General features: G+C 58.1%; 19 protein-coding genes and 2 tRNA genes. 3 read left to right on the forward strand and 18 right to left on the reverse strand.

Annotation, left to right across the window (positions count from 1 at the left end):
* Window positions 1–120: 120 nt before the first annotated feature.
* Entirely contained in the window at window positions 121–1,347 is a 1,227-nt protein-coding gene (locus tag G7Y43_RS03020) for a glycosyltransferase family 4 protein (RefSeq protein WP_165043955.1), read from the forward strand.
* Here G7Y43_RS03020 and G7Y43_RS03025 read toward each other — a convergent pair.
* The 11 genes from G7Y43_RS03025 to G7Y43_RS03075 all read right to left on the reverse strand — a co-directional run bounded on the left by G7Y43_RS03025 (window position 1,344) and on the right by G7Y43_RS03075 (window position 10,969).
* The gene (locus G7Y43_RS03025; RefSeq protein ID WP_165043957.1) at window positions 1,344–1,796 is read right to left on the reverse strand and encodes a MarR family winged helix-turn-helix transcriptional regulator; all 453 of its coding nucleotides are present in this window, start codon (window positions 1,794–1,796) and stop codon (window positions 1,344–1,346) included. The two genes, G7Y43_RS03020 and G7Y43_RS03025, sit on opposite strands and share 4 nt — an antisense overlap.
* Window positions 1,797–1,912: 116 nt before the next feature.
* Window positions 1,913–2,677: a molecular chaperone TorD family protein gene (locus G7Y43_RS03030; protein WP_165043959.1), complete on the reverse strand. Its 765-nt coding sequence runs from the start codon at window positions 2,675–2,677 to the stop codon at window positions 1,913–1,915.
* Window positions 2,678–2,687: 10 nt separating this feature from the next.
* Window positions 2,688–3,524, reverse strand: coding sequence for a hypothetical protein (locus G7Y43_RS03035; RefSeq protein ID WP_165043961.1), 837 nt, complete (start codon window positions 3,522–3,524; stop codon window positions 2,688–2,690).
* Window positions 3,521–4,795 carry a 4Fe-4S binding protein gene (locus G7Y43_RS03040; protein ID WP_165043963.1) on the reverse strand — a complete coding sequence of 425 codons (1,275 nt, stop codon included), beginning with the start codon at window positions 4,793–4,795 and terminating at the stop codon, window positions 3,521–3,523. Before G7Y43_RS03040 ends, G7Y43_RS03035 begins: the two co-directional genes overlap by 4 nt.
* Before the next feature lie 122 nt (window positions 4,796–4,917).
* On the reverse strand, window positions 4,918–5,541 hold the full coding sequence (locus G7Y43_RS03045) for a molecular chaperone (RefSeq protein ID WP_165043964.1): 624 nt from the start codon (window positions 5,539–5,541) through the stop codon (window positions 4,918–4,920).
* A 124-nt stretch (window positions 5,542–5,665) separates the two neighbouring features.
* Window positions 5,666–6,289: a 4Fe-4S dicluster domain-containing protein gene (locus G7Y43_RS03050; RefSeq protein WP_165043966.1), complete on the reverse strand. Its 624-nt coding sequence runs from the start codon at window positions 6,287–6,289 to the stop codon at window positions 5,666–5,668.
* A gap of 3 nt (window positions 6,290–6,292) precedes the next feature.
* On the reverse strand, window positions 6,293–8,782 hold the full coding sequence (locus G7Y43_RS03055) for a molybdopterin-dependent oxidoreductase (protein WP_165043968.1): 2,490 nt from the start codon (window positions 8,780–8,782) through the stop codon (window positions 6,293–6,295).
* 144 nt (window positions 8,783–8,926) lie between these two features.
* Window positions 8,927–9,676 (reverse strand): helix-turn-helix domain-containing protein, encoded by a 750-nt coding sequence (locus G7Y43_RS03060; RefSeq protein ID WP_165043970.1) that lies wholly within the window; start codon window positions 9,674–9,676, stop codon window positions 8,927–8,929.
* A 25-nt stretch (window positions 9,677–9,701) separates the two neighbouring features.
* Window positions 9,702–9,775, reverse strand: a tRNA-Gln gene (locus tag G7Y43_RS03065).
* 69 nt (window positions 9,776–9,844) lie between these two features.
* Window positions 9,845–9,920, reverse strand: a tRNA-Lys gene (locus G7Y43_RS03070).
* 56 nt (window positions 9,921–9,976) lie between these two features.
* On the reverse strand, window positions 9,977–10,969 hold the full coding sequence (locus tag G7Y43_RS03075; protein WP_165044037.1) for a putative manganese transporter: 993 nt from the start codon (window positions 10,967–10,969) through the stop codon (window positions 9,977–9,979).
* A gap of 377 nt (window positions 10,970–11,346) precedes the next feature.
* Between G7Y43_RS03075 and bfr the strand changes: the two genes are divergently transcribed.
* Entirely contained in the window at window positions 11,347–11,811 is a 465-nt protein-coding gene (gene bfr, locus G7Y43_RS03080; protein WP_165043972.1) for a bacterioferritin, read from the forward strand.
* Window positions 11,812–11,900: 89 nt separating this feature from the next.
* On the opposite strand, the gene groL (G7Y43_RS03085) is transcribed toward bfr, so the two are convergent.
* The 6 genes from groL (G7Y43_RS03085) to G7Y43_RS03110 form a co-directional block, all read right to left on the reverse strand.
* Window positions 11,901–13,553, reverse strand: coding sequence for a chaperonin GroEL (gene groL / locus G7Y43_RS03085; RefSeq protein ID WP_165043974.1), 1,653 nt, complete (start codon window positions 13,551–13,553; stop codon window positions 11,901–11,903).
* 107 nt (window positions 13,554–13,660) lie between these two features.
* Complete coding sequence (gene groL, locus G7Y43_RS03090; RefSeq protein WP_165043976.1) at window positions 13,661–15,307, reverse strand: chaperonin GroEL; 1,647 nt, start codon at window positions 15,305–15,307, stop codon at window positions 13,661–13,663.
* A 117-nt stretch (window positions 15,308–15,424) separates the two neighbouring features.
* Window positions 15,425–15,709 (reverse strand): co-chaperone GroES, encoded by a 285-nt coding sequence (groES, locus tag G7Y43_RS03095; RefSeq protein WP_165043978.1) that lies wholly within the window; start codon window positions 15,707–15,709, stop codon window positions 15,425–15,427.
* A 286-nt stretch (window positions 15,710–15,995) separates the two neighbouring features.
* On the reverse strand, window positions 15,996–16,247 hold the full coding sequence (locus G7Y43_RS03100; protein ID WP_165043980.1) for a GlsB/YeaQ/YmgE family stress response membrane protein: 252 nt from the start codon (window positions 16,245–16,247) through the stop codon (window positions 15,996–15,998).
* A gap of 280 nt (window positions 16,248–16,527) precedes the next feature.
* Window positions 16,528–18,012: an NAD(P)(+) transhydrogenase (Re/Si-specific) subunit beta gene (locus tag G7Y43_RS03105; RefSeq protein ID WP_165043982.1), complete on the reverse strand. Its 1,485-nt coding sequence runs from the start codon at window positions 18,010–18,012 to the stop codon at window positions 16,528–16,530.
* Window positions 18,012–19,667, reverse strand: a complete 1,656-nt coding sequence (locus G7Y43_RS03110; protein ID WP_165043984.1) for a Re/Si-specific NAD(P)(+) transhydrogenase subunit alpha — start codon at window positions 19,665–19,667, stop codon at window positions 18,012–18,014. Before G7Y43_RS03110 ends, G7Y43_RS03105 begins: the two co-directional genes overlap by 1 nt.
* Before the next feature lie 292 nt (window positions 19,668–19,959).
* Here G7Y43_RS03110 and G7Y43_RS03115 point away from each other — a divergent pair, with 292 nt between their 5' ends.
* Window positions 19,960–20,661: an NAD(P)H-hydrate epimerase gene (locus G7Y43_RS03115; RefSeq protein ID WP_165043986.1), complete on the forward strand. Its 702-nt coding sequence runs from the start codon at window positions 19,960–19,962 to the stop codon at window positions 20,659–20,661.
* 73 nt (window positions 20,662–20,734) lie between these two features.
* On the opposite strand, the gene G7Y43_RS03120 is transcribed toward G7Y43_RS03115, so the two are convergent.
* Window positions 20,735–20,950: a DUF3791 domain-containing protein gene (locus tag G7Y43_RS03120; RefSeq protein ID WP_165043988.1), complete on the reverse strand. Its 216-nt coding sequence runs from the start codon at window positions 20,948–20,950 to the stop codon at window positions 20,735–20,737.
* Window positions 20,951–20,983 lie beyond the last annotated feature (33 nt).

Raw genomic sequence — 20,983 nt, forward strand, 5'->3', positions numbered from 1 at the left:
TCGCTTGTACGCCATCATGCGCGGCCTGTGTTATCCTTCGGCTCACACGGCAACGGCAGTTTGCGACGTGCCCGCGTCAAGCTAACCGCATGAGCCGCATTCAACGAAGAAAGGCACCTTATGCGCATCCTTTCCATCACGGCACAAAAGCCCAGCAGCACCGGAAGCGGCGTATTCCTCACCGAAATGGTGTCTTCGCTCGCCCGCGCCGGACACGAACAAGCAGTGGTGTTCGGTTCAATGCCCGATGACCCGCCGGCATTTGATCTGGCAACAGATGGACCGCTCCACAGCGTGCATGCCTACCCGGTGCGCTTCAAAACGCAAACATTGCCTTTCGCCGTTGCAGGCATGAGCGATGACATGCCCTACGAGGCAACCCGCTACCGCGACTTCACGCCCGACATGCTGCAGGCGTTCACGCAAGCGTTTTCCCATGTCATCGAACGTGCTCTGAGCGAATTTAAGCCCGACTTGATTATCTGCCACCATCTTTACATCGTCACAGCGGTAACAACGCAGCTTGACCCCACCTGCCCCGTGGTGGGCATCTGTCATGGCACCGACATCCGCCAGATGGGTAAGCACGACCTATGCAACGACTTCGTGTGTGAAGGCATACGCCACTTGAATCGTGCTTTCGCACTGACCGCCGATCAGGCCGAACTCATTTGCGAATGCTACGGCATTGCGCCCGAGCGCGTAACGGTGCTGGGAACCGGCTACAACTCCTTAGATTTCAGACCGCTCGAGTGCAACGCCACCGAACGAGCAGATAAGCCCACCGCCAACTCGGTGCTGTTCGTTGGGAAGGTGTGCGGAAAGAAGGGCGTGCCGAGCCTCATTCGCGCCGCTAACCTGCTCGCCGCCGAAGGAGTGTGCGACCTTCACGTGCGCCTTATCGGTGGGTTCAGCGATGCGGAAGAGCACGCGCGCATCGAGGCACAGGCGCACTCGAGCACCGTGCCGATCGAACTTGCCGGCAAAGTGCCACAAGACGAGCTGATCAACTCCTATCAACGATCGCATGTGTTTGTGCTGCCATCGTTCTTCGAGGGCCTGCCGCTTGTGCTCATCGAAGCGATGGCCTGCGGATGCGTAGCCGTTGCGACCGATCTTCCCGGCGTGCGTCCGTGGCTTGCAAGCGTCGCCCCCGATGCGCCCATTCTGTTCGTGCAACCACCGCGCATGTGCAATGTTGACGAGCCGCTTGAAGAGGACCTTCCCCGTTTCGAGCGCGACATAGCGGATGCCATCCGCACGGCGCTCACACGCGACGGCGCACCCGATACGGTAACGCACCTTTCCTGGGACGCCCTGGTCGCGCGCCTGATGGAAGGGTGCTAACTCTCGTCGAAAAAGCGCTTCACCTTGGAAAGGGCAGTTGCCAGCACGCGTTCTTCCTGATCAGTTAAGCCAAGTAGCGCGTCATCGACCATGTGCTGATGGAACAAGCTGTGCACACGATGCACCTTGCGGCCTTCCGCAGTCAGCGACAGCAGCACTTTGCGGCGGTCGTCTTCGGCGCGCACACGATGCACAAACCCTTCGCGCTCAAGCCTGTTCACCGCCGTGGTCAACGTGGCTAACGTCACGCCCAGTCGCGCAGCGACTACGCTCATGGGGTTTTCCTCATGTAGCCCAACAGCGGCAATAGTGTGCACGTCGGTAATGGATAAGCCCTGCGTGATGCGGTTATTCAACACGCGCTCTTCGATGCGCAAGATGGAGTTAAACGTTCCTGTGAGCAGGTCATTCAGCTCGGCACGCTGTTGTTCCTTTGTGGGTTCTGGCATAGGTTTTCCTTCTCTGCAATTGCGAATGGAGCATCGAAGTCAGGGAAATACTGATTAAAGCTGTCTTGTCCCGCGCGGGCGGGCGGAATTAATCAGCGTTTCCCTCAGCCCTGCCATTATACGGCACAACGGATAACCGCTTGTTGCAGTAGCTGCGACCACCATACCAGGTGGGCGCACGGATTATGCCGGGAAACACCCGAAGCGACAGCCTTGGCGAGCGGGTCGAGATGCGCCGCAACAAACGATGTGCGTCGGCGCTTCCACAACAGTGCTTGGGCGCCCTTGCCCTCGTTGCGGAAACGCGCTTCCCGACGCAGTAAGTACGCAACGTAATCGAGCTCTACCGGCAACGCATCGGCTCGCATGGTACAACCTTCGCGAAGCGACAACCCGCTTTCGCGATAACAGCGCATCACGCTGGCCGCTTCCCCTGTAACAGCTTGCGATCCGGTTGGATTGCGGCGTATCCAGCGGCTTCCTTCGAGCGGAACAGGAGCGTTTGACACAAAGAGCAACTGTGTTTCGTCGATGCGCAGCCGCTGCGCACGGCAATGTTCGTCCTGATCGACAACGGGTCGCACGGCGTTTTCAGCCGCAATACCATCTGCTCCCGCATCGTGCATTAAACGGTCCAGATAGTCGGCTGATTCTTCATTGGTAAACATAACCGCCTGATCATACGTGGGATACGTGAACAATCGCGCCAATGCGGAACACAACAGAGCAAGCGCTTCAAGCTCTTCGAGTCCCTTAGGAGCAAGCACGTCTGACACACCTTGCGTATCCACTCCGTTTGCACCCGTAGTAGTTGATGCGAGCACAACCGCTACGCGCTCACCCACCGCGTCTGTCGCATCCCCACTTTCCCACACGTCCATGCTTTATCCCCTACCACGCGAACAGGTAGAGAACATACTGCAGCAACTCAATCAACGCAGCAAACTCTTGAGGCGAGGCGTCTTCAACCTGCGGCGCTAAAAGCGTCAGCAAGCGATGCATGAACGCAGTCATGCGCTGCTTACCAGCTTCGGTCAGCCGAAGCTCATCGTCTTCCACCAGCCCACGCTCTTGCAGAAAAGCAACCTGAGCGTCAAATGCTACTTCTACGCCATTTTCCCGCATTGTGTGCCAGGCAAACGACTGCTCGGAAGCAACCGAGCGCCAATCGGACATCATCGCAAGCAACGAAACGTTCGCGGATGTCATGCCGAAACGGGCAGCGGCAACCATAACTGCCTGCCGATACGCCGCCAATGCCCGTAAAACCGCCGAGGGAAACAGGCAGCCGTCAACAGGGTGGTCGCCACACGCTTCCGCATACCCGTAGAACAAATCGACCAGCTTATCGACACTTTCCTCAGTGAGTCCTGAGTTTGCCGACACCAACCGCTGACCCATCAAATGGTCGGCCAACGCAAGGCGTTCCGTCCCTTTCGACGTTGCCACGTACGCAAGCGCCCGTCGATCGTGTGCGTAACGCACCAGTGACACGAGTTCGCGCTCACGCAGCACATGCTCAAAATGCGAAATATCACCCGTTGCTCGATGGCGACGCTGCGCGTTTTTCACGGCAAGGCCGTCGCTGTGTTCGGTAATATCCGCCAGCACAGCGCAGCTTTCCAATCCGATATCGCATGCGCTGCGACACAGAGAATCGAGCTGTGCATGCGTGCGGCACAGGACCAGTACGAGCCCTTTGTTGGCAAGCGGCGTCCGCGATATCATCGCGCACCACCATCTGCGGCAACGGCATCTGCGGCACCGGCATCAACACCCGCCGCCAGCTTGGCACCGACATCTGTGGCACCGGCATCAACACCCGCCGCCAGCTTGGCAGCATCGCCCGGTGACACAACACCCAGTTGCGCTCGGATACGCGATGTGAGACTCTCGCGACTCATCTCCGCAGAACAGACGGGGCATAGCGTCTCGCCTTGCCCCTGTAACACCGGCATGCCGCAGCGCTCACACGTGCCCGCCGCCCGCCGATAGCGATCAATCTGTCGAAACGGATGAGGAAACGCACGATAGTCGCGCGAAAGCGCATGCTCGGGACACACCGCAATACACAGTCCGCAATCGACGCAGGTTCCCGGAACAAACGAATAGGAGAATTCGCCTTCATCAAGCGAATGGCAAATAGTCCCCGTTGGGCACATTTGCATACATACGCCACAAGCACGGCACCGCTCCTGGTTAACAACAAGCTCTGGCCACGCGTAATTGCATGTGCTCGAAACACCGCGCTCCTGCTGGCCCCACACGTCTTGCAAGCGCTTTCGCCATGCGGGAACGTGCTTCCCTTTCTGGCGCAGCACCAGCGCCGACGTGCGCGACAGCTTCCCCACCGCACGACGCGAGCCATGGAACAACGCACGGATACTCGGCCGCGCGCCACGTACTTCCAGCGGCTTCCGATCAGCTTGATTACAGGATACCTGCGGCAGAAAGAGTGGTGTGCTTTCGTGCAGGTTCGACGCTTTGCGAGCCCCTTGCAGCATGCGGAAAGCGCAGGTTACGTTGCTTTCAAACGTTGGAGCAAGCCGCGTGAACAGCCGGCACGTAGCGCAATGGTCGGTGAACAGTTCACACGTGCGCGACAGCGCCAACTCGAACAATACACCCGGACTAAGCGCCGCCAAACAGGTGCCCAGCTGATAGCTTCGATCTTCTTGAGAAAGCGATTCCAACTGTCCATACGGCAGAAAGCAGCGAATACGCACATAATCCTGACGCTCGATGCGGTTCACCAACTGACGCTCGGTGAAACTGGATGATTCGAATACCTCAAGCGGGCAAGCCGTTAAGCATTGCCCGCACTGCATGCATCGCGAAGCATTGAGCTGGGGAGCACGTTGACTAAGGTCGATCGAGATAGCGCCGCCAGGGCATGAGTCGCTGCACAGCGAGCAGTCGCCCCAGACGCTGCGCGCATGAAGACATCGCTCCGCATGGAGCTCAATGGCAATCTTGTTCGTGCGATCGCCCGATGCCATTCCCCCTCCTTGTTTTCGCAAGCGCCGCTTACGCAGGGCAAGACGGCTCTAATCAGCGTTCCCCTAACCGCAAGCTTACCCGCACCTTCGCCCTCGACCAAAACCGGCAAAGAGTCTCCGTCTTACAGCGCTTCGACGAGCTTTTTTTGCAGTGCCGCGAATGCCCGGTAGTACGCGCAACGTGTCTCGCGCGCAACATCGTCGCTAAACCCAGGAACCCACACTCTCACATGCTCATCGATGAACTGAGCCAACTTCTCTTCGGCACTCATGCCTTTCTCGGCAAGGTATGCAGGATCGGTAGCCAGCATGCTGCAGAACTGCCATTCGTTGTCGATCAAATCAACGCTGTCATTGTATCCCTTCGGACGCACCACTCCGCAGAAGCGCATGAAGTCCTGAACGCCTGTGGAGATGTCGTTGATCATGTAGAACACCGTTTCTTGCCCTTGCGCCTTCTTGCGCCACGCACCTTCGGTGTTTTCCACCAAATGATCGATCAGGAACAGGCGCGTGTATTCCTGGCGAATCTCGTGCAAAACGTCCTGCTCGTCACGCCCGCGGTATTCCTCAAGCTCATCGAGAAAAGCGCTCAACGGTTCTTCGGGCAAGTCGAGCGCACGCCATGTATGTGCCACGTCGCTTGCCAGCGTGCCTTCGGCAACCAAACGTGCCCGCTCCACCGTAGGAGCAGCAAACGCCACCGACAGCAGCGAGAACATGTTTGATAGATTCGTCACCGGCATGAGTAGTCTCCTTCACGAGTGAAACGGATAGAACGGCCGAAAAGCGTACGGCCGAAAAGCGGCCGAGCCGCCAGCGCTCGCGAAACCCTTCGCGGCGACAGGCGGCTCGGCAACCGACATTCTCTTACGACAGGTAATAGATGTTGGGGCCGGTACCCTCTTCGGGCAGCAGCGTGAAGTTCTCGCGCTCGGCCAGCACCTTCGACACGTCGGACTCAGGATCGTCCAAGTCGCCGAAGAAGCGGGCGTGGGCAGGGCAGCCCTCCACACACGCCGGCACCTTACCGTCGGCCACGCGGAAGTAGCACAAGTTGCACTTCTCCACCGTACCACCCGGATGCTCGGGAGCCAACTGGTTGCCAACCGGGAAGTCAACAAACCACTGCGGTTCATCAGCGAGCAGCGTGCGTACGCCCTCGTACGGGCACGACTCGATGCAGGTCTTGCAGCCGATGCACTCTTCGCCGTTCTGCATGACGATGCCGGTTTCTTCGTCCTTGTACGTGGCACCCGTAGGGCACGCAGCAACGCAAGCAGGATTGTCGCAGTGGTTGCACTGCACCGGCGTGAAGGACATCTGACAGTTGCCGTACTCGCCCGACGGGGTGTTCGGCTGATCGCCACCCACGGTGAGCGTACGGTTCCAGAACACGTCGTTGGGGATATTGTTCTCAAGCTTGCAAGCCACGCCGCACGACCAGCAGCCGATGCAGCGCTTCGTGTCAACAGCGATAGCGTAATGTGCCATGATTTACTCCTCCACCTTCTCGTCCCAAGGCTCGATGGCAACGCGGTTGTCGAAGAACGAGCAGTTCACTGCATAGGGATCAACGTAGTCAGTGGTGATCTCGCCCATGGAGCCCGACTTGCTTTCGTTTTCCGCATAGCCCTTGAAGTAGCAGGTCATGCCAGGACGCATGCCCACATGGTACGCGGCCTTCATCACGCAGTGACCCAACCAGTTGTGCACCTTGATGTAGGCTCCGTCTTCCACACCGTACTTCTTGGCGTCGTCGGGGTTAACGAACAGTACCGGCTCGGGTGCCACTTCCCTAGCCCACGTGCCCATGAACTGCGTCATATGCACGCGAGTGGGATTGCGCCACGAGATGCACAACAGCGGATAATCGGCAGCGTACTCGGAATTTTCGCCAGCGATCTTGTTCTCGAAGTAGGTGGGCATCTTCTCGCGCTCAAACGTAGACTCCACGTCGAAGTTTGAAGGCGTACGGGGCACTGGCGTGTCAACGTAGAAGTACAGACGACCCGTCGTGGTAATGAAGTTTTTCAGATCCTTGTTACCAATGTAGGGCTGTTCCTTCACGTAGCGCATTTCCTTGTTCTCTCGCAGAGTATCAAGGGTGATGCCACACTCCACAGCGGCGGCTACGTCATCGAAGGTGCCCTTCCACCAGTCTTCGTCGGTTACGTCGCACACAGCGTCTTCCACACCCAAATACGGTGCCAAGAAGCGGGCGATTTCAGAGTCAGGCTTGGCCTCGTACATAGGATCGATGCACTTCTCGGAAATACGCACGTTGTGCTCGTGAGACAGCGGCACCACGTCTTCGAACTCGTACATATCGCAGGCGGGCAGTACGATGTCGGCCATCTTGGCGGTGTCGGTCATCCATGGGTCGATAACCACTACCTGCTCCAGCTTGCGCAGGAACTCGTCTTTCACGCGGTTGGAATTCACCGAGCCACCGATCATGCCACCGTGGGACACGATGAGGTCCTTCACCGGATAATCCTTGCCCATGAGCTGACCAGAATTCATAACGTCGCACGCAGCAAGGAACGTCACCGAGGATACCATCTTGCCGTTGGAAGGTGCGCAAAGCGCATGGCCGAAGAAGTTGCCATACATGGCGTCAAAGCCACCGACGGAACGACCGGGCTCACCAAAGTTACCCGTCATAGCGATAAGCGCCGACATGGCGTAGGCCTGATGCAGGCCGTTCTCGTAGGCACCACCACCGAAGTTGATATAGTGCGCAATCTTGTTTTCAGACTGCAGCATATCGTAGAGGAAGTTGAAGTCGTCCTCTGAGATGCCGGTCACGTTCATCACGTAGTCCAGCGTGTAGGACTGCACATGCTCTTTGAACAAATCCCATGCGGTAACGTAGTTCTCGTCGCCGGTGTAACTCCATGCGGGGTTCTTGCAGTCCTGATACGACATGATCTCACCCGAATCGGCGTCTTGCACCATGTTCGGCTTGATCATCTGCGGCTCGCCCGTTACCCAGAACGGCGCACCTTCGACTTCTTCCTCACCCACTACGTACATGCCGTCAGCTTTGTTCACCAAGAACGGCGCGCAAGTGTAGTTCAATACGAAGTCGGCCTTGTAGGTTTCTTCGTCCATGAACTTCTTGATAAGACCTAAGAACAGCGCCGGATCGGTACCGGGCTTTACAGGAATCCATTTGTCGGCCTTTGCCACGGTGGGGCTAAACAGCGGGTCGATGCACACGATTTTCGCACCAGCCTCCTGAGCATTGGCCAGGTGCTGCCACATCTGAATCTGAGCGCCAACCGGATTCGCACCGGCCATCAGAATGTAATCGGAGTTCACGAAGTCCTGCGGCTCATTCTGATCGAACCACTGGACGCCCGCACGGGTTAAGCCCGTGTTGGTGGCGTTGTCAAACGAGTAGTCCCACTTCGTGCAGGCAGTGGCGTTAAACAGGCGCATGATAAGACCTGCGTTGCCGTTGAGCGACCCTTGCGCGCCGCCGCCGCCCTGATAGTAGGTGTTGGCCAGAGGCCCGAACTGCTCTTCAGTGCGCTTCCACTGCTCGCCGATCAGTTCGCCAGCCTCTTCCCAGGTGATACGCTCCCATTCGTCCTTGCCGCGCATCTCGCCGTTGGGATTGTCGAGCGAATACCCCACGCGCTTCATGGGGTACTGCACGCGAGCAGGCGAATACGCGCGCAGGATGCGCGAGCGGCCCTTCAAGCACGTACGGTAAGCGTAGTCGGGCTTGGGCAGCATGTGGCTCACGTTGCCGTTGCGCGTGTAGATGTTGTACTGGCAGAACGAGCAGCTCCACGAGCAGGTGCAGAAGAATTCCTGCTCTTCGGCGAGCTCGACGCCAGCAGCGTTCTCGTCTTCAACGAGATTTGAGTTCTTGGTGTCCTGCGAGCAGGATCCCAGAGTGGCCGCCGCAGCGACGCTGGCAGTAACGGCACCTGCGCCTTTGAGGAAATTGCGACGGGTTAAGCTTTCTCCCATTGTTCCCCCTTCATGGTTGTGCCCGCAATGCGCGGGCCCTTCGATTGTCTGGCTCCGGAATACCATGGGGAAAGTATAGAGTCTCCACACGGAGTAAGATTATCCGAGATGGAGATAATATTTTCATTTTCATTTTTGATGTAATTACGGTTCGATCGCGCGTTTCACCACATCAAATGCTTGTTTTCCCACAGATGAGAGCGCATACAACCGTTGCCTTGCGTCACATTTTTGGCCCGCTTGCCGGCTGAGCGGCACCGCTCGCGCAAGGCGCGCCGCGCACAGCTGCCGAAGTGCCATCGACACACTCGATTGCCCCAAACCGGCAACAGCACATACGTCACCTACCGTACATGTTTGTGTGCACCCAAGCGCAAGCAGCACACGGCAGGCGCCCATCGACAGGCCTACCGACAACCGACCACCCGAAGGCATCGAGAGAGGCGAAGATGCGGCCGACAGGGAAAATGTGGCCGATTTGCAAGATGCCGAAGATGCGGCCGTTTCCTTGTTCTGCGATTTCTCGTGCTGTATCACGCGGCAGACGCGGGCGTACCCGCCAATCACAACGTCAAGATCAACATTTGCTGTGCGTTTGAGTTCGAACAGCACCGACCGGGCACGTGCTTCCAGTCGAAATAGGTTTCGTCGCAAGTCACGATCATCAAGCGAAGCGCGCACCATACGAAGCGCCGCAAGCTTCGACATGCACCGACTTACCGTAGGTGCAGACAAGCCAGCACGATCGGCGATTTCCTTGTTCGAGAGCGGCTCGTTGTCTTGCAGAACGCGCATGATGCTCACGTGGTTGAGTGCCAGACCACTTCCCGCAAGCGCGCACTCTACGCGAGAGATCCCCTGTAGGAAGACAACCACACTGTCAGTTTCTGTCACTTTTGCTGCCCGATCTGAGAAGAAGTGGCTGGGCCGCAAGGATTCGAACCTTGATAGCTGGTACCAAAAACCAGAGTCCTGCCGTTGGACGACGGCCCAATAACCAAGAGGAACCGCCTACGAATGAAACATGGCAGTTCGGAGGATGTTCATTCGAGTCTCTTATGGTGGTGGGCCGTCGGGGACTCGAACCCCGGACCTTGGGATTAAAAGTCCCCTGCTCTACCAACTGAGCTAACGGCCCATCAAAACTCGCAACCTGGTATTCTAGCGGTTGCAGACGGTTTGGTCAATGGTTTGTCAGATACCGAGCACGTTTACTGCAAGGCCCCAAAACACGCCTGTTGCATACAAGCCAGCTACGATGGCTGCATTTTGTGCCGGGCGGCGGTTCGCCCGAACAAGCACCAGCAAGCCAACGCCTGCACCAACCAGCAATCCTGCGAGCATAGCACCTGCTCCCAGCACGCCTTCTATATACAGCTGAGCCACCACTACACTCGCTGCACAATTGGGAATAAGCCCCACCAGCGCCGCACCGAACACTGCCAACGTTGGGTTCGCGCTGAGAAACGACGCGAGCGCCTCTTCCCCCACGAAAGCGAGCACTGCGTTCAACACCAGCGACACAACAAACACGAACAACGTCACCTGCAACGTATGCGCAAGCGCGCTGCGCACGATACTCCCATGGTCGTGATCATGCTCGTGGTTATGCTCGTGATGAGAATGGTCACACCCATGCGAGCAGTCATCGCGATGTCCGTATGCCAGCTCGGGGTTCGCCGCACACGTAGCGCATTGACTGGCGCACCCGCAATGATCGTGCTCGCAGAGCTCATGGATGCGAAGCTTCTGGTTATCGCGCCGCGCCAAGCGCAAGGCTGCATCAATCAGAAAGCCCATGAGCATGCCGATGACCACCTTCGTGCCCAGCACCTTCGCGATGACCACCGGATCAACCTGTTCAGCCAAAAAGATCGGCAGCATTTCATCGGAGGTGGACAAAAAAACCGCAAACAGCGTGCCAAGCGTAACCACACGGCCCGCATACAACGTAGCTGCCGCCGCCGAGAACCCGCACTGCGGAAATGCGCCCACCAACGCGCCAACCGCCGGCCCCGCAGCACCCGCATGTTTGATAGCCGCTTGAGCCTTGCCCCCCGCCTTGTGCTCGAGCCATTCCATGGCAAGGTAAGTGACCAGCAAAAATGGTATGAGATACACCGTATCCAGCAGCGAATCGACCACAACGTCGAAAAACGTTCCATATGTTGTATGCGCATGTTCCATGAAAGCGATTGTAACGAAACCAGGCAACGGGGAAACGTCACGCAACACTCCGTTTCCCCTTCTCCATAGTGTCATCACGAGAAAGCAGCTGTCTTAGAACGAACAAGAAAGCAAAGCGGGCAACAGGGTGGTTCCACCTGCATGACGCACCGCTGACAAAGGGGACACGTGCCCTATGAGCAGCTGAAACGTTTGTAACAATCGTGACAACGGACGCGCGTGCGGCGAGCGCGTTTCGCCACGCAGCCATGAGCGCCTCTGCCCCGGCACTGCAAGCGACGTCTTTGGCTGCGGCGCGTTAGCCGCACGGGTTGCCAACACTTCAACTGCCGGCTTGCACGCTGGCCTGCCGAAAACCAACCGGGAAGGAGCTGCCCATGAAAGGCAACCAAAAACTCATCGACAAATTGAATTCGCTTCTGGCCGACGAGCTGACGTCAATCAACCAGTACATGGTTCATGCCGAAATGTGTGAGGATTGGGGCTACGGCAAACTGAGCGAAAACGTGAAGCGCCATGCTATCGACGAGATGAAGCATGCCGAGCGCCTGATCGAGCGCATCTTATTCCTTGAAGGAGCACCCATCGTGTCTAAGCTGCACGCCATGCACATTGGCGCCGACGTGCCGGCACAAGTGGAAAACGACCTTGAGCTTGAGATACACGCCGTTGAAGAATACAACGACGCCATCGTGCTTGCCGCCGAGGCTATGGATCATGCAACACGCGATCTGCTGATTGGCATCCTGGCCGATGAAGACAAGCATGTCGACTACTTGGAAGAGCTTCAGGATCAGATCGACCAGATGGGCCTGCCGGTATTCTTGTCAACGCAGGCGTAGGGCATGCTCGCAGTACTGCGCAAAGAAGGGTGCCGCAAACCCCCGCGGCACCCTTCCTGTTCGTTTCGCCTTGCAAGCTGAAAGCGCGCTTAGAACATTCCTTCCAGACCCATACCGGTGCCCTTCGAGAACTCTTTTGCCGCCTCGGCCTTCTTCTGCGCGGCGTCTTCCTTCAGCTCGTTGATGCTGGCCTCACCAATAAGAATCAGGCTGGCCACGGAAAGCGCCGATTGCAGCGCCACGCGGGTAACCTTCACCGGGTCGATGACGCCCATGTCGATCATGTTGCCGTACTCGCCGTTGGCGCAGTTTAAGCCTTCGCCCGTAGGCAAGCCCTGCACGCGATCCACCACGACATCGGGCTTGAAACCCGAATTCTCGGCAATGGCGCGCAGTGGCTCTTCCATCGCCGCACGAACGATGTCAACGCCAATGCGCTCGGTGTCGTCAGCGACTTCCAGCTCATCAAGACACAGCGCCGCTTCTGCCAGTGCAACGCCACCACCAGAAACGATGCCTTCTTCCACGGCAGCACGAGTTGCTTGCAGCGCGTCCTCGATGCGGCTCTTCTTCTCGGTCGCCTCGGATTCGGTAACAGCACCCACCTTCAGCACCGCAACACCGCTGGCCAGCTTGGCCAAACGCTCTTTATACTTCTCGCGATCGAAATCGTCTTCGGCGCGACCGAAATCGGCGCGGGCCTCGGCAATGCGCTTCTCGATGGCGGCAGGATCGCCCTGTCCGCCCACAATAAGCGTGAACTTGCGGTCGATCTTCACCGTGCGGGCGCTGCCCAGCATGCTCAAGCGCGCGTCGGACAGGAACAAGCCGTTGTGCTTACTCACAACGTCGGCACCCGTAACGACGGCGATGTCTTCCAAGATGCTCTCGCGACGATCGCCCCAGCCTGGTGCACGAATGGCACCCATTTTCAGCGTGCCGCGCTCGTTGTTCATGAGCAGTGTCGCCAGCGCTTCGCCTTTGAGCTGCTCGCATACAATGAACAGCGGTCGTCCCGTTTTCGCGACTTCCTCCAGCAACGGCAGGATATCCTGCACGTTGGTAATGGTGTAGTCGGTCAGCAGGATGTAGGGGTCCTCAAGCAGGCAAACATCGCCATCGTTGGCCATGGCGGGCGACAGGTAGCTGCGCTCGTACTGCATGCCTTCGATGATTTCCATTTCCATCTCGAAGGTCTTGCCGTCTTCAACCAAAATGGCGCCATCTTGCCCAACGGCATCCATGGCTTCGGCGATGATGTTGCCGATTTCCACATCCCCAGCAGAAATGGTACCGATGTTGGCGATCTGCTCTTTGCCGGTAACCGGAGTGGCAGCATTGCGCACTGCTTCGACCACAGCGTCGCACGCCTTCTGCATGCCACGGCGGATTCCCAGCGGCTCGGAGCCAGCCACGATGTTCTTCAGACCCTCGCGCACCAGCACGTCAGCCAAAATAGTCGCCGTCGTGGTGCCGTCGCCCGCGATCTCGTTCGTTTTGATGGCGGCTTCGCGCACCAGCATGGCACCCATCTGCTGAGTGGGATCAGGCAGGTCGATTTCTTTGGCAACGGTCACGCCGTCATTGGTGATAATGGGCATGCCCTCGCCAAAGCGCTGACCCTGCAAACATACGTAGCGTCCTTTTGGCCCGAGCGTCAGGCGAACCACAGCGGCAAGCTTGCTAACGCCTGCAGCCAGATCGGCGCGTGCTTCACCGGCGTACTCGATATTTTTGGACATTCTGTCATTCCTTTCGCCCTTGCCTTCCGCATCCTTTGCGAATGCGACGTGGGGCAAGGGGGGCGGCGCGCAGCCGCCCCTCAATCAGATCAGCTAACCTGCACGGACTACATCATGCCCATGCCGCCACCCTGGGAAGCGGTGGCAGCTGCCATAGCGGCAGCCTGCTTCTGGGCGGCATCTTCCGGAATCTCGGTGACGGTGGCCTCGGTGATAAGAATCAGGCTGGCCACGGAAACCGCCGACTGCAGCGCGGTACGGGTAACCTTCACCGGGTCGTTCACACCCATCTCGATCATATTGCCGTACTCGCCGTTGGCGCAGTTTAGGCCCTCGCCCTTCGGCATGGAGCGAACCTTCTCGATAACAACACTGCCCTCGTAACCGGAATTCTGAGCAATGGCGCGAAGCGGAGCCTCGATAGCCTTACGAACGGTGGCAATGCCAACCTCTTCGTCCTTGGTGTCGCCCTTCAGGTCGTCAAGCACGCTGATGACGTCTACGAGTGCAACGCCGCCACCAGCGATGATGCCCTCTTCGACAGCAGCGCGGGTTGCCTGCAGTGCGTCCTCGATGCGGCTCTTCTTCTCCTTCAGCTCCGACTCGGTAGCAGCGCCAACCTTCAGCACTGCAACGCCGCCGGACAGCTTCGCCAGGCGCTCCTGCAGCTTCTCGCGGTCGAAGTCGCTTTCGGCACGCTCGAGCTCGCCCTTCACGCGGTTGATGCGGTCGTCGATTGCCTGACGCTCGCCGGCACCGTCAACGAACAGCACGTGATCCTTCGTCACCTTGACGGTGCGGCAGTGGCCCATCATGTCGATGCGGGCGTCGGCCAAGGTCATGCCGAAGTCCTTGTCGATAACCTGAGCACCAGTAACAGCAGCAATGTCTTCCAGAATGCGCTTGCGGCGATCGCCAAAGCCGGGAGCCTTCACAGCGACGCAGTTGAAGGTGCCGCGCAGCCTGTTCAGCAGGATGGTTGCCAGCGCTTCGCCCTCGACGTCTTCAGCCATGATGAGCAGCGGACGGCCGGACTTCATGATTTCTTCCAGCAGCGGAACCATGTCGTTGATGCTGGTAATCTTCTGATCGGTGAGCAGGATGAAGGGGTCGGCCAGAACCGCTTCCATCTTCTCCATGTCGGTAGCCATGTAGGGGCTGATGTAGCCGCGATCGTACTGCATGCCCTCCACAATCTCGACATCCATGCCGAAGGTCTGGCTCTCTTCAACGGAGATGGCACCGTCACGGCCGACAGCGTCCATAGCCTCGGCGATCTTGTTTCCAATTTCCTCGTCACCAGCGGAGATGGTACCAACGTTTGCAATCTGCTCCTTGGTGGAAACCGGGGTGGCGTCTTCCTTGATGGCCGCAACGATGGCGTCGGTGGCCTTCTGAATGCCGCGACGGATGCCCAGGGCGTCGGCACCAGCGGTGATGTTGCGCAGACCCTCGCGAACGATGACGTCGGCCAGCAGGGTGGCGGTGGTGGTGCCGTCGCCGGCAACGTCGTTGGTCTTCACCGCAGCCTCGCGAACCAGCATGGCGCCCATCTGCTCAACCGGATCGGGCAGGTCGACCTCGCGCGCAACGGTAACGCCGTCGTTGGTGATGAGCGGCGCACCATAAGGCTTCTCGAGCGCGACGTAGCGGCCCTTGGGGCCAAGCGTGACACTAACGGCGGCAGCGAGCTTGCTTACGCCGGAAGCGAGGGCGGCGCGGGCATCGCCCTCAAACTTGATGTTCTTTGCCATTTCTTACATCCTTTCTTACGATTCGCCGGCCCCAAAACCCCTTCACGGGAAGGCGGGCGAACCACTTGTTACCTTAGATTGCGCTTGAATGCGCTTGAATGCGCTGAAGCACCCGGTTTATTCGTAAACGGCGAGCAGCTCGTCAGAACGAAGGATAACTACTTCGTCGCCGTCCATCTTGATGGCCGTGCCGTTGTACTTGCCGTACACCACGTGGTCGCCAACCTTCACCGGAACGGGAACCATGTTGCCGTTTTTGTCCATCTTGCCTTCGCCGACAGACAGCACAATGCCGCTGGAGGGCTTTTCCTTGTTCTCAGAAGCGATGAGCAGGCCAGAAGCGGTAGTCTCTTCGGCCTCGTCTTGCTTGACGATTACGCGGTCGCCCAGGGGTTTCAACATAACAGTGCCTTCCTTTCAATTCTCACATGCGAGCTTTGTGCCCACGTGCTTAACCACTCGGTTAACGTGATTGCTAGCACTCTCAAGTTTCGAGTGCTAAACGCAGGTGCCACTATACCACAGGCACATGCAAGTTGACTGCCACCGTCACCAAATCGCGATAAGTAAGAGGAAGGAAGTATTCGCGAAGACGCGCGGTACGGAGTCGATCCGAACCGCGCGTCTTGCCTGATCGCGTGTTTCGTAAGCGCATCTTCCATGATCAGCGCTCATCTACGGTGTCCGCCTATGCGGCGCGGCGAGTAAGGAAGTTCACGATGGCGATAAACACGATCGATCCCAGCAGCGCCACCACGAACGACCACAGGTTAAACCCGGTGAAGCCCTGCGCACCAAACAGGCTCATGATGAATCCGCCCACCAGTGCGCCGATGATGCCAACGACAATGTTGCGGACCAAACCGCCTTCCTGCTTCATGATTGCGCCACCCGCCCAGCCGGCCAAGCCGCCGATAATGATCCAAACGATGATACTCATAGCAACTCCTTTCCACGTTGACTGTGAATACAGCCTAGCGGACGGAGTGTATTGCCGAACTCCGCATACATCAGGCGTGAACCGGCTGTCAGCAAGCCGTTATCGCCCCTTCGCCACACAGCACTGCGATCAAGCGAACAATCAAACACTCGATAATACACACAGGGGCGATTATGGGAGTTCTCAACAATTTGCGTACGCGTGCTCAAGAATGAGCGTCATGCTGCTCAGTATTATGCGGAACAGCGCTCAGGAATTGGCGTAGGACTCACCCAGTCGATTACAGATCGTTGAGGATTGCGTCGACTGAGTGCTTTGCGTCATCGAGCAGCATGAGCGTGTTGTCGTTGTAGAACAGCGGGTTCTGTACACCTGCGTAGCCGGCGTTGCCCATCGAGCGCTTGAGCACCACCACGTGGCGCGCCTCCCACACGCGCAGCACAGGCATGCCAGCGATAGGCGAGTCGGGTTCATCGATGGCGGACGGATTCACGGTGTCGTTGGCTCCGATGATCAGCACCACGTCGACGTCATTCATCTCATCGTTTACTTCGTCCATCTCGAACACGATGTCGTAGGGCACCTTGGCTTCGGCTAACAGAACGTTCATGTGTCCAGGCATGCGACCCGCAACGGGATGAATGCCGAATTGTACGATCGCACCTTTTGCAATGAGCCGTTTCGCCAGGTCGGCAACGGGGAATTGCGCCTGCGCAACCGCCATGCCGTAGCCGGGCACAATCATCACGCGCTTCGCTTCGCGCAGCAGTTTCGCCACGTTCTCAGCCGACGTTTCATGGTGCTGCCCCAGGTTTTTCGCCGGCATCGTACTGTCTTTCGGCTCGGCACCTTCGCCAAACCCACCCAAGATAACAGAAACAAACGATCGGTTCATGCCTTGGCACATGATATAGGACAAGTACGCGCCAGAGGACCCCACCAATGCGCCGGTGATAATGAGCAGGTCGTTGTTCAGCGTAAAGCCCGCCATGGCGGCCGCCCATCCCGAATAGGAGTTCAGCATGGACACCACCACGGGCATGTCGCCGCCGCCAATGGCCAAAACCAGGTGAGCGCCAAGCACGAGCGCGATGACGGTGAGAATGCCAAGTGGCAGCAGCCCCGCATCTATGCCGCGCGTTTGAATGAGCCACGCGATAAGCACCGCACACATCGCGAGTGCCGCTGCATTCAGCGCATTGCGGCCGGGCAGCATGAGGGGTTTTCCGGCCATCTTCCCCGACAGTTTAAGGTACGCGACAATAGACCCGGTAAACGTAACGGCTCCAATGAGCACCGCCAGTCCTACTTCCCCCAGATGAAACGCACTCGTTACACCCGCTTCACCCGGTGCTGACAGAAATGAGTTGTAGCCGACAAGCACCGCAGACGCACCCACAAACGAATGCAGCAGCGCCACCAGCTCGGGCATAGCGGTCATCTGCACGCTGCGCGCCTTCCACACGCCAATCGCCCCACCAACGACCATAGCCGCTGCTATCAGTGCAATTGCCGGCATGGCTCCATTCGTGCTATCCAGCATAGTTGCTGCAATGGTGGCGATCAGCGCGGCTGCCATGCCGATGATTCCCAACGTATTGCCTCGCTGTGCGGTTTTCTGGTGCGACAAGTTGGCAAGCGCGAGAATGAACAGCATGGCGGCCAACAGATACGCCACTTGCTGTGCGTGGCTTGCGAAACCAAAAAGGCCGGCGCACGCGCTACCTGCACTGTTTGTGACGAAGGTGATGCTTGAGGTGTCCATTATTTCTCAGAACTCCTTTGAAACATGCCCAGCATGCGTCGGGTAACCAAAAACCCGCCGAAGATGTTGATAGATGCCAAAAGCGCTGCCACGAAGGCGATGCCCGCCACAACAGGGTTGCTCGATCCGATTTGCAGAAGCGCGCCAATGACGATGATGCCGGAAATCGCATTGGTTACCGACATGAGTGGCGTATGTAGCGCGTGCGTAACGTTCGTGATTACGTAGAAGCCCGCAACGCACGCGAGCTCGAACACGAAGAAATGCCCTGCCAGCTCTTCAGGTGCGGCGAACACAAGCGCAAGGCCGGCAACGCCCAGTGCAATCTTCCACCACCAGCGCTTGAATGCGAAAGCGGGTGTGCTTGCATGACTGTCGGCGGCATTTTGCTTGGGAGATTCCGAGCGCTCGCTCGCGGCGTCTGCTTGTGCGGCGTGTGCGGCGTTGGCAGATTTCGCGTCGGCGTTCGCTTCGCTTGTCTTGCGCACTTCTGCCGAGCTCGCCGGACTCGCTGTGCTTGACGGGGCGGCTGACACCTTCACGGCTGGTGGTGGCCACATGACAGCACCGTCGAGTGCTACTGTGACGCCACGGATGACATCGTCGTTCTCGTCAAGGGTCAACTGTCCATTTTTCTCGGGCGTTGCCAGCTTGAAGAAGTTCACAATGTTTTGCCCATAGAGCTGGGACGATTGCCCAGGCAAGCGGCGTGCCAAGTCGGTGAAGCCGATAATTGTCACACCGTTTTCGGTGCGGAAACACTCGTCCGCGCGCGTAAGTTCGCAATTGCCGCCGTTCGCGCTCGCGCTCATGTCTACGATCACCGAACCGGGTTTCATGGCGACAACGGCGCTGGCAGTGAGCAGCATGGGCGGCTTCTTGCCGGGAATCTGCGCGGTGGTTATCACGATGTCGCTGTGTTTAGCCTGTTCGGCGTACACCTGCTGCGCCAGTTTTTCCTGATCGGAAGTCATCGCCTTGGCGTACCCGTCGTCGGATTGCTGCACGACGGGAATGGCCACGAACTCGGCATCGAGCGATCGCACCTGATCGGCTACATCGGCACGCACATCGGTGGCCGACACGATAGCTCCCATGGATTTCGCGGTGCCAATGGCCGCCAAGCCAGCTACGCCTACACCGATGATGTACACCCGGGCCGGCGGCATTTTTCCAGCGGCTGTTACCTGGCCGGTGAACAGGCGACCGAAGGCGCTGGCGGCTTCGATGACCGCACGGTAGCCACCGACGTTTGCCATGGAAGACCGCACGTCCATAGATTGCGCGCGCGAGATGCGGGGGATAGCGTCGATGGCAAGCCCCGTTATGCCGTGTTCAGCGAGCAACTGAACGAGTTCGGGGTTGACGGCGGGGTTCATGCGCGCGATAAGCGTGGATCCTCGGCGCATCAACACAATGTTTTCTGCACTGGGCGTATCGAGGCAGGTAACAATGTCACAGCTCCATATATCACCGCCGTCGACAACGCTCGCTCCGGCAGCGGTGTAGTCAGCGTCAGGAAAGCTTGCAGCTTCGCCTGCACCGGTTTCGACCGCCACGTCGTATCCCAGGCCAATGAGCTTTTTTACGGTATCGGGCGTGCCAGCGACGAGCGTCTGGCCCCCGTCTTGTTCCTTCGGTATTCCTATGCGCATAATATTCCCCAAAATGAATCCCCGATATGGATATGCGGGCTGATGGTAAGTGGCTATTGTAGCTGAACGCTTTCAGGCGCCTGGGGCAGATTCCACTTATGCGAAGAGATTTAACGAAGTGTTTCGCAAGGTTTTTGCGAATGCTCTCTCAAGGTGTACGCGCAGCTGTTTATGCGCAGCGGTTGCACCCTTTGCGGGCGGACGCGTTTTCCCGTACGATGATGGCGGAAGCATTGCAGCGACACGGCGGTGCGGTAACGCGAAGTGTGACAATCGTGGAAGGATGTGCGATATGTGTGAGATGAAACGCTGTTGGGAATACAAGGAAGAAATGCCGCTGCTAGACGTTGCCGATGTGGTGGCGCTTGAACAACGCATTGCCGCTGATGGCACGCCACTCCGCGAGTTGATGCAGCATGCCGGCGAAGCGCTGGCGGAAGCTGCTGCGGCACTTGCCCCGAGCGGCCGCATCGTCGTGCTGGCGGGTAATGGCAACAACGGGGGCGATGGCTGGGTTGCCGCTTCGCTTCTGGCGGAGGAAGGACGCGAGGTGACGCTCGTGAGTAAGGTGGCACCTGCCGATCTTGTAGCCGAACCGGCTCGCACTGCTGCGATCGAAGCGGTTGCTAATGGCGGGTTCTCCATTGTGTTGTCGCCCAGCGGCACCGAGTTGCGCGAGCTTCTTTGCGGTGCGGCCCTGGTCATCGATGCCATTTTGGGCACGGGCTTCTCACACGACCATGTACGTGAGCCGTACGATGCTTGGATCGCTGCTGCCAACGAAGCGCGCCGAACCCACGGTGTGGCCGTGCTTGCAGCTGATGTCCCCAGCGGGCTGTCCGCCCAAACAGGCATGCGGGCGAGTACGTGTATTACCGCAGACGCAACGGTCACCATGCTCGCAGCTAAGCCGGGGCTGTTGCACGCCGAAGCGAAGCCATATGTGGGTCGTCTCCTATTCGCCCCACTCGGCAACTTCGCCACGGTGCGCTAGATGTGTATTGCGGATGCGTTAGGCGCGAAAAAGAGTCCTATGCCGCAGTTCGCACGTTATCCTGCCGATAAGCTTACATCGCATGAATGAGACTGCCCGTTTCCAGATAGTGGTCGATTTCGTGCACCATGTGTTCAGGGGATTCTATGTGATAGAGAAAGTAGTTGTCGAGCACGATTTGGTAGATACCGTTTTTCTCAAAAAGATCGGCAACTTGCGCACCGGTGAGACCTTTTTCGTGACGGTAGTATTCAATAGCGAAAACAAGATATCGCAATTCCTTTGTCATGATTGTTCCTCGGGTGTTTCGAATTGACCTGTC

Source organism: Adlercreutzia sp. ZJ138, assembly GCF_011038935.1.
In the GTDB taxonomy this organism is placed as follows: Bacteria; Actinomycetota; Coriobacteriia; order Coriobacteriales; family Eggerthellaceae; genus ZJ141.

Excerpts from the sequence above, each read along its gene's own strand:
- G7Y43_RS03020 (WP_165043955.1), top strand. The coding sequence starts at position 121 with ATGCGCATCCTTTCCATCACGGCACAAAAGCCCAGCAGCACCGGAAGC.
- G7Y43_RS03025 (WP_165043957.1), bottom strand. The coding sequence starts at position 1,796 with ATGCCAGAACCCACAAAGGAACAACAGCGTGCCGAGCTGAATGACCTG.
- G7Y43_RS03030 (WP_165043959.1), bottom strand. The coding sequence starts at position 2,677 with ATGGACGTGTGGGAAAGTGGGGATGCGACAGACGCGGTGGGTGAGCGC.
- G7Y43_RS03035 (WP_165043961.1), bottom strand. The coding sequence starts at position 3,524 with ATGATATCGCGGACGCCGCTTGCCAACAAAGGGCTCGTACTGGTCCTG.
- G7Y43_RS03040 (WP_165043963.1), bottom strand. The coding sequence starts at position 4,795 with ATGGCATCGGGCGATCGCACGAACAAGATTGCCATTGAGCTCCATGCG.
- G7Y43_RS03045 (WP_165043964.1), bottom strand. The coding sequence starts at position 5,541 with ATGCCGGTGACGAATCTATCAAACATGTTCTCGCTGCTGTCGGTGGCG.
- G7Y43_RS03050 (WP_165043966.1), bottom strand. The coding sequence starts at position 6,289 with ATGGCACATTACGCTATCGCTGTTGACACGAAGCGCTGCATCGGCTGC.
- G7Y43_RS03055 (WP_165043968.1), bottom strand. The coding sequence starts at position 8,782 with ATGGGAGAAAGCTTAACCCGTCGCAATTTCCTCAAAGGCGCAGGTGCC.
- G7Y43_RS03075 (WP_165044037.1), bottom strand. The coding sequence starts at position 10,969 with ATGGAACATGCGCATACAACATATGGAACGTTTTTCGACGTTGTGGTC.
- bfr (WP_165043972.1), top strand. The coding sequence starts at position 11,347 with ATGAAAGGCAACCAAAAACTCATCGACAAATTGAATTCGCTTCTGGCC.
- groL (WP_165043974.1), bottom strand. The coding sequence starts at position 13,553 with ATGTCCAAAAATATCGAGTACGCCGGTGAAGCACGCGCCGATCTGGCT.
- groL (WP_165043976.1), bottom strand. The coding sequence starts at position 15,307 with ATGGCAAAGAACATCAAGTTTGAGGGCGATGCCCGCGCCGCCCTCGCT.
- groES (WP_165043978.1), bottom strand. The coding sequence starts at position 15,709 with ATGTTGAAACCCCTGGGCGACCGCGTAATCGTCAAGCAAGACGAGGCC.
- G7Y43_RS03100 (WP_165043980.1), bottom strand. The coding sequence starts at position 16,247 with ATGAGTATCATCGTTTGGATCATTATCGGCGGCTTGGCCGGCTGGGCG.
- G7Y43_RS03105 (WP_165043982.1), bottom strand. The coding sequence starts at position 18,012 with ATGGACACCTCAAGCATCACCTTCGTCACAAACAGTGCAGGTAGCGCG.
- G7Y43_RS03110 (WP_165043984.1), bottom strand. The coding sequence starts at position 19,667 with ATGCGCATAGGAATACCGAAGGAACAAGACGGGGGCCAGACGCTCGTC.
- G7Y43_RS03115 (WP_165043986.1), top strand. The coding sequence starts at position 19,960 with ATGTGTGAGATGAAACGCTGTTGGGAATACAAGGAAGAAATGCCGCTG.
- G7Y43_RS03120 (WP_165043988.1), bottom strand. The coding sequence starts at position 20,950 with ATGACAAAGGAATTGCGATATCTTGTTTTCGCTATTGAATACTACCGT.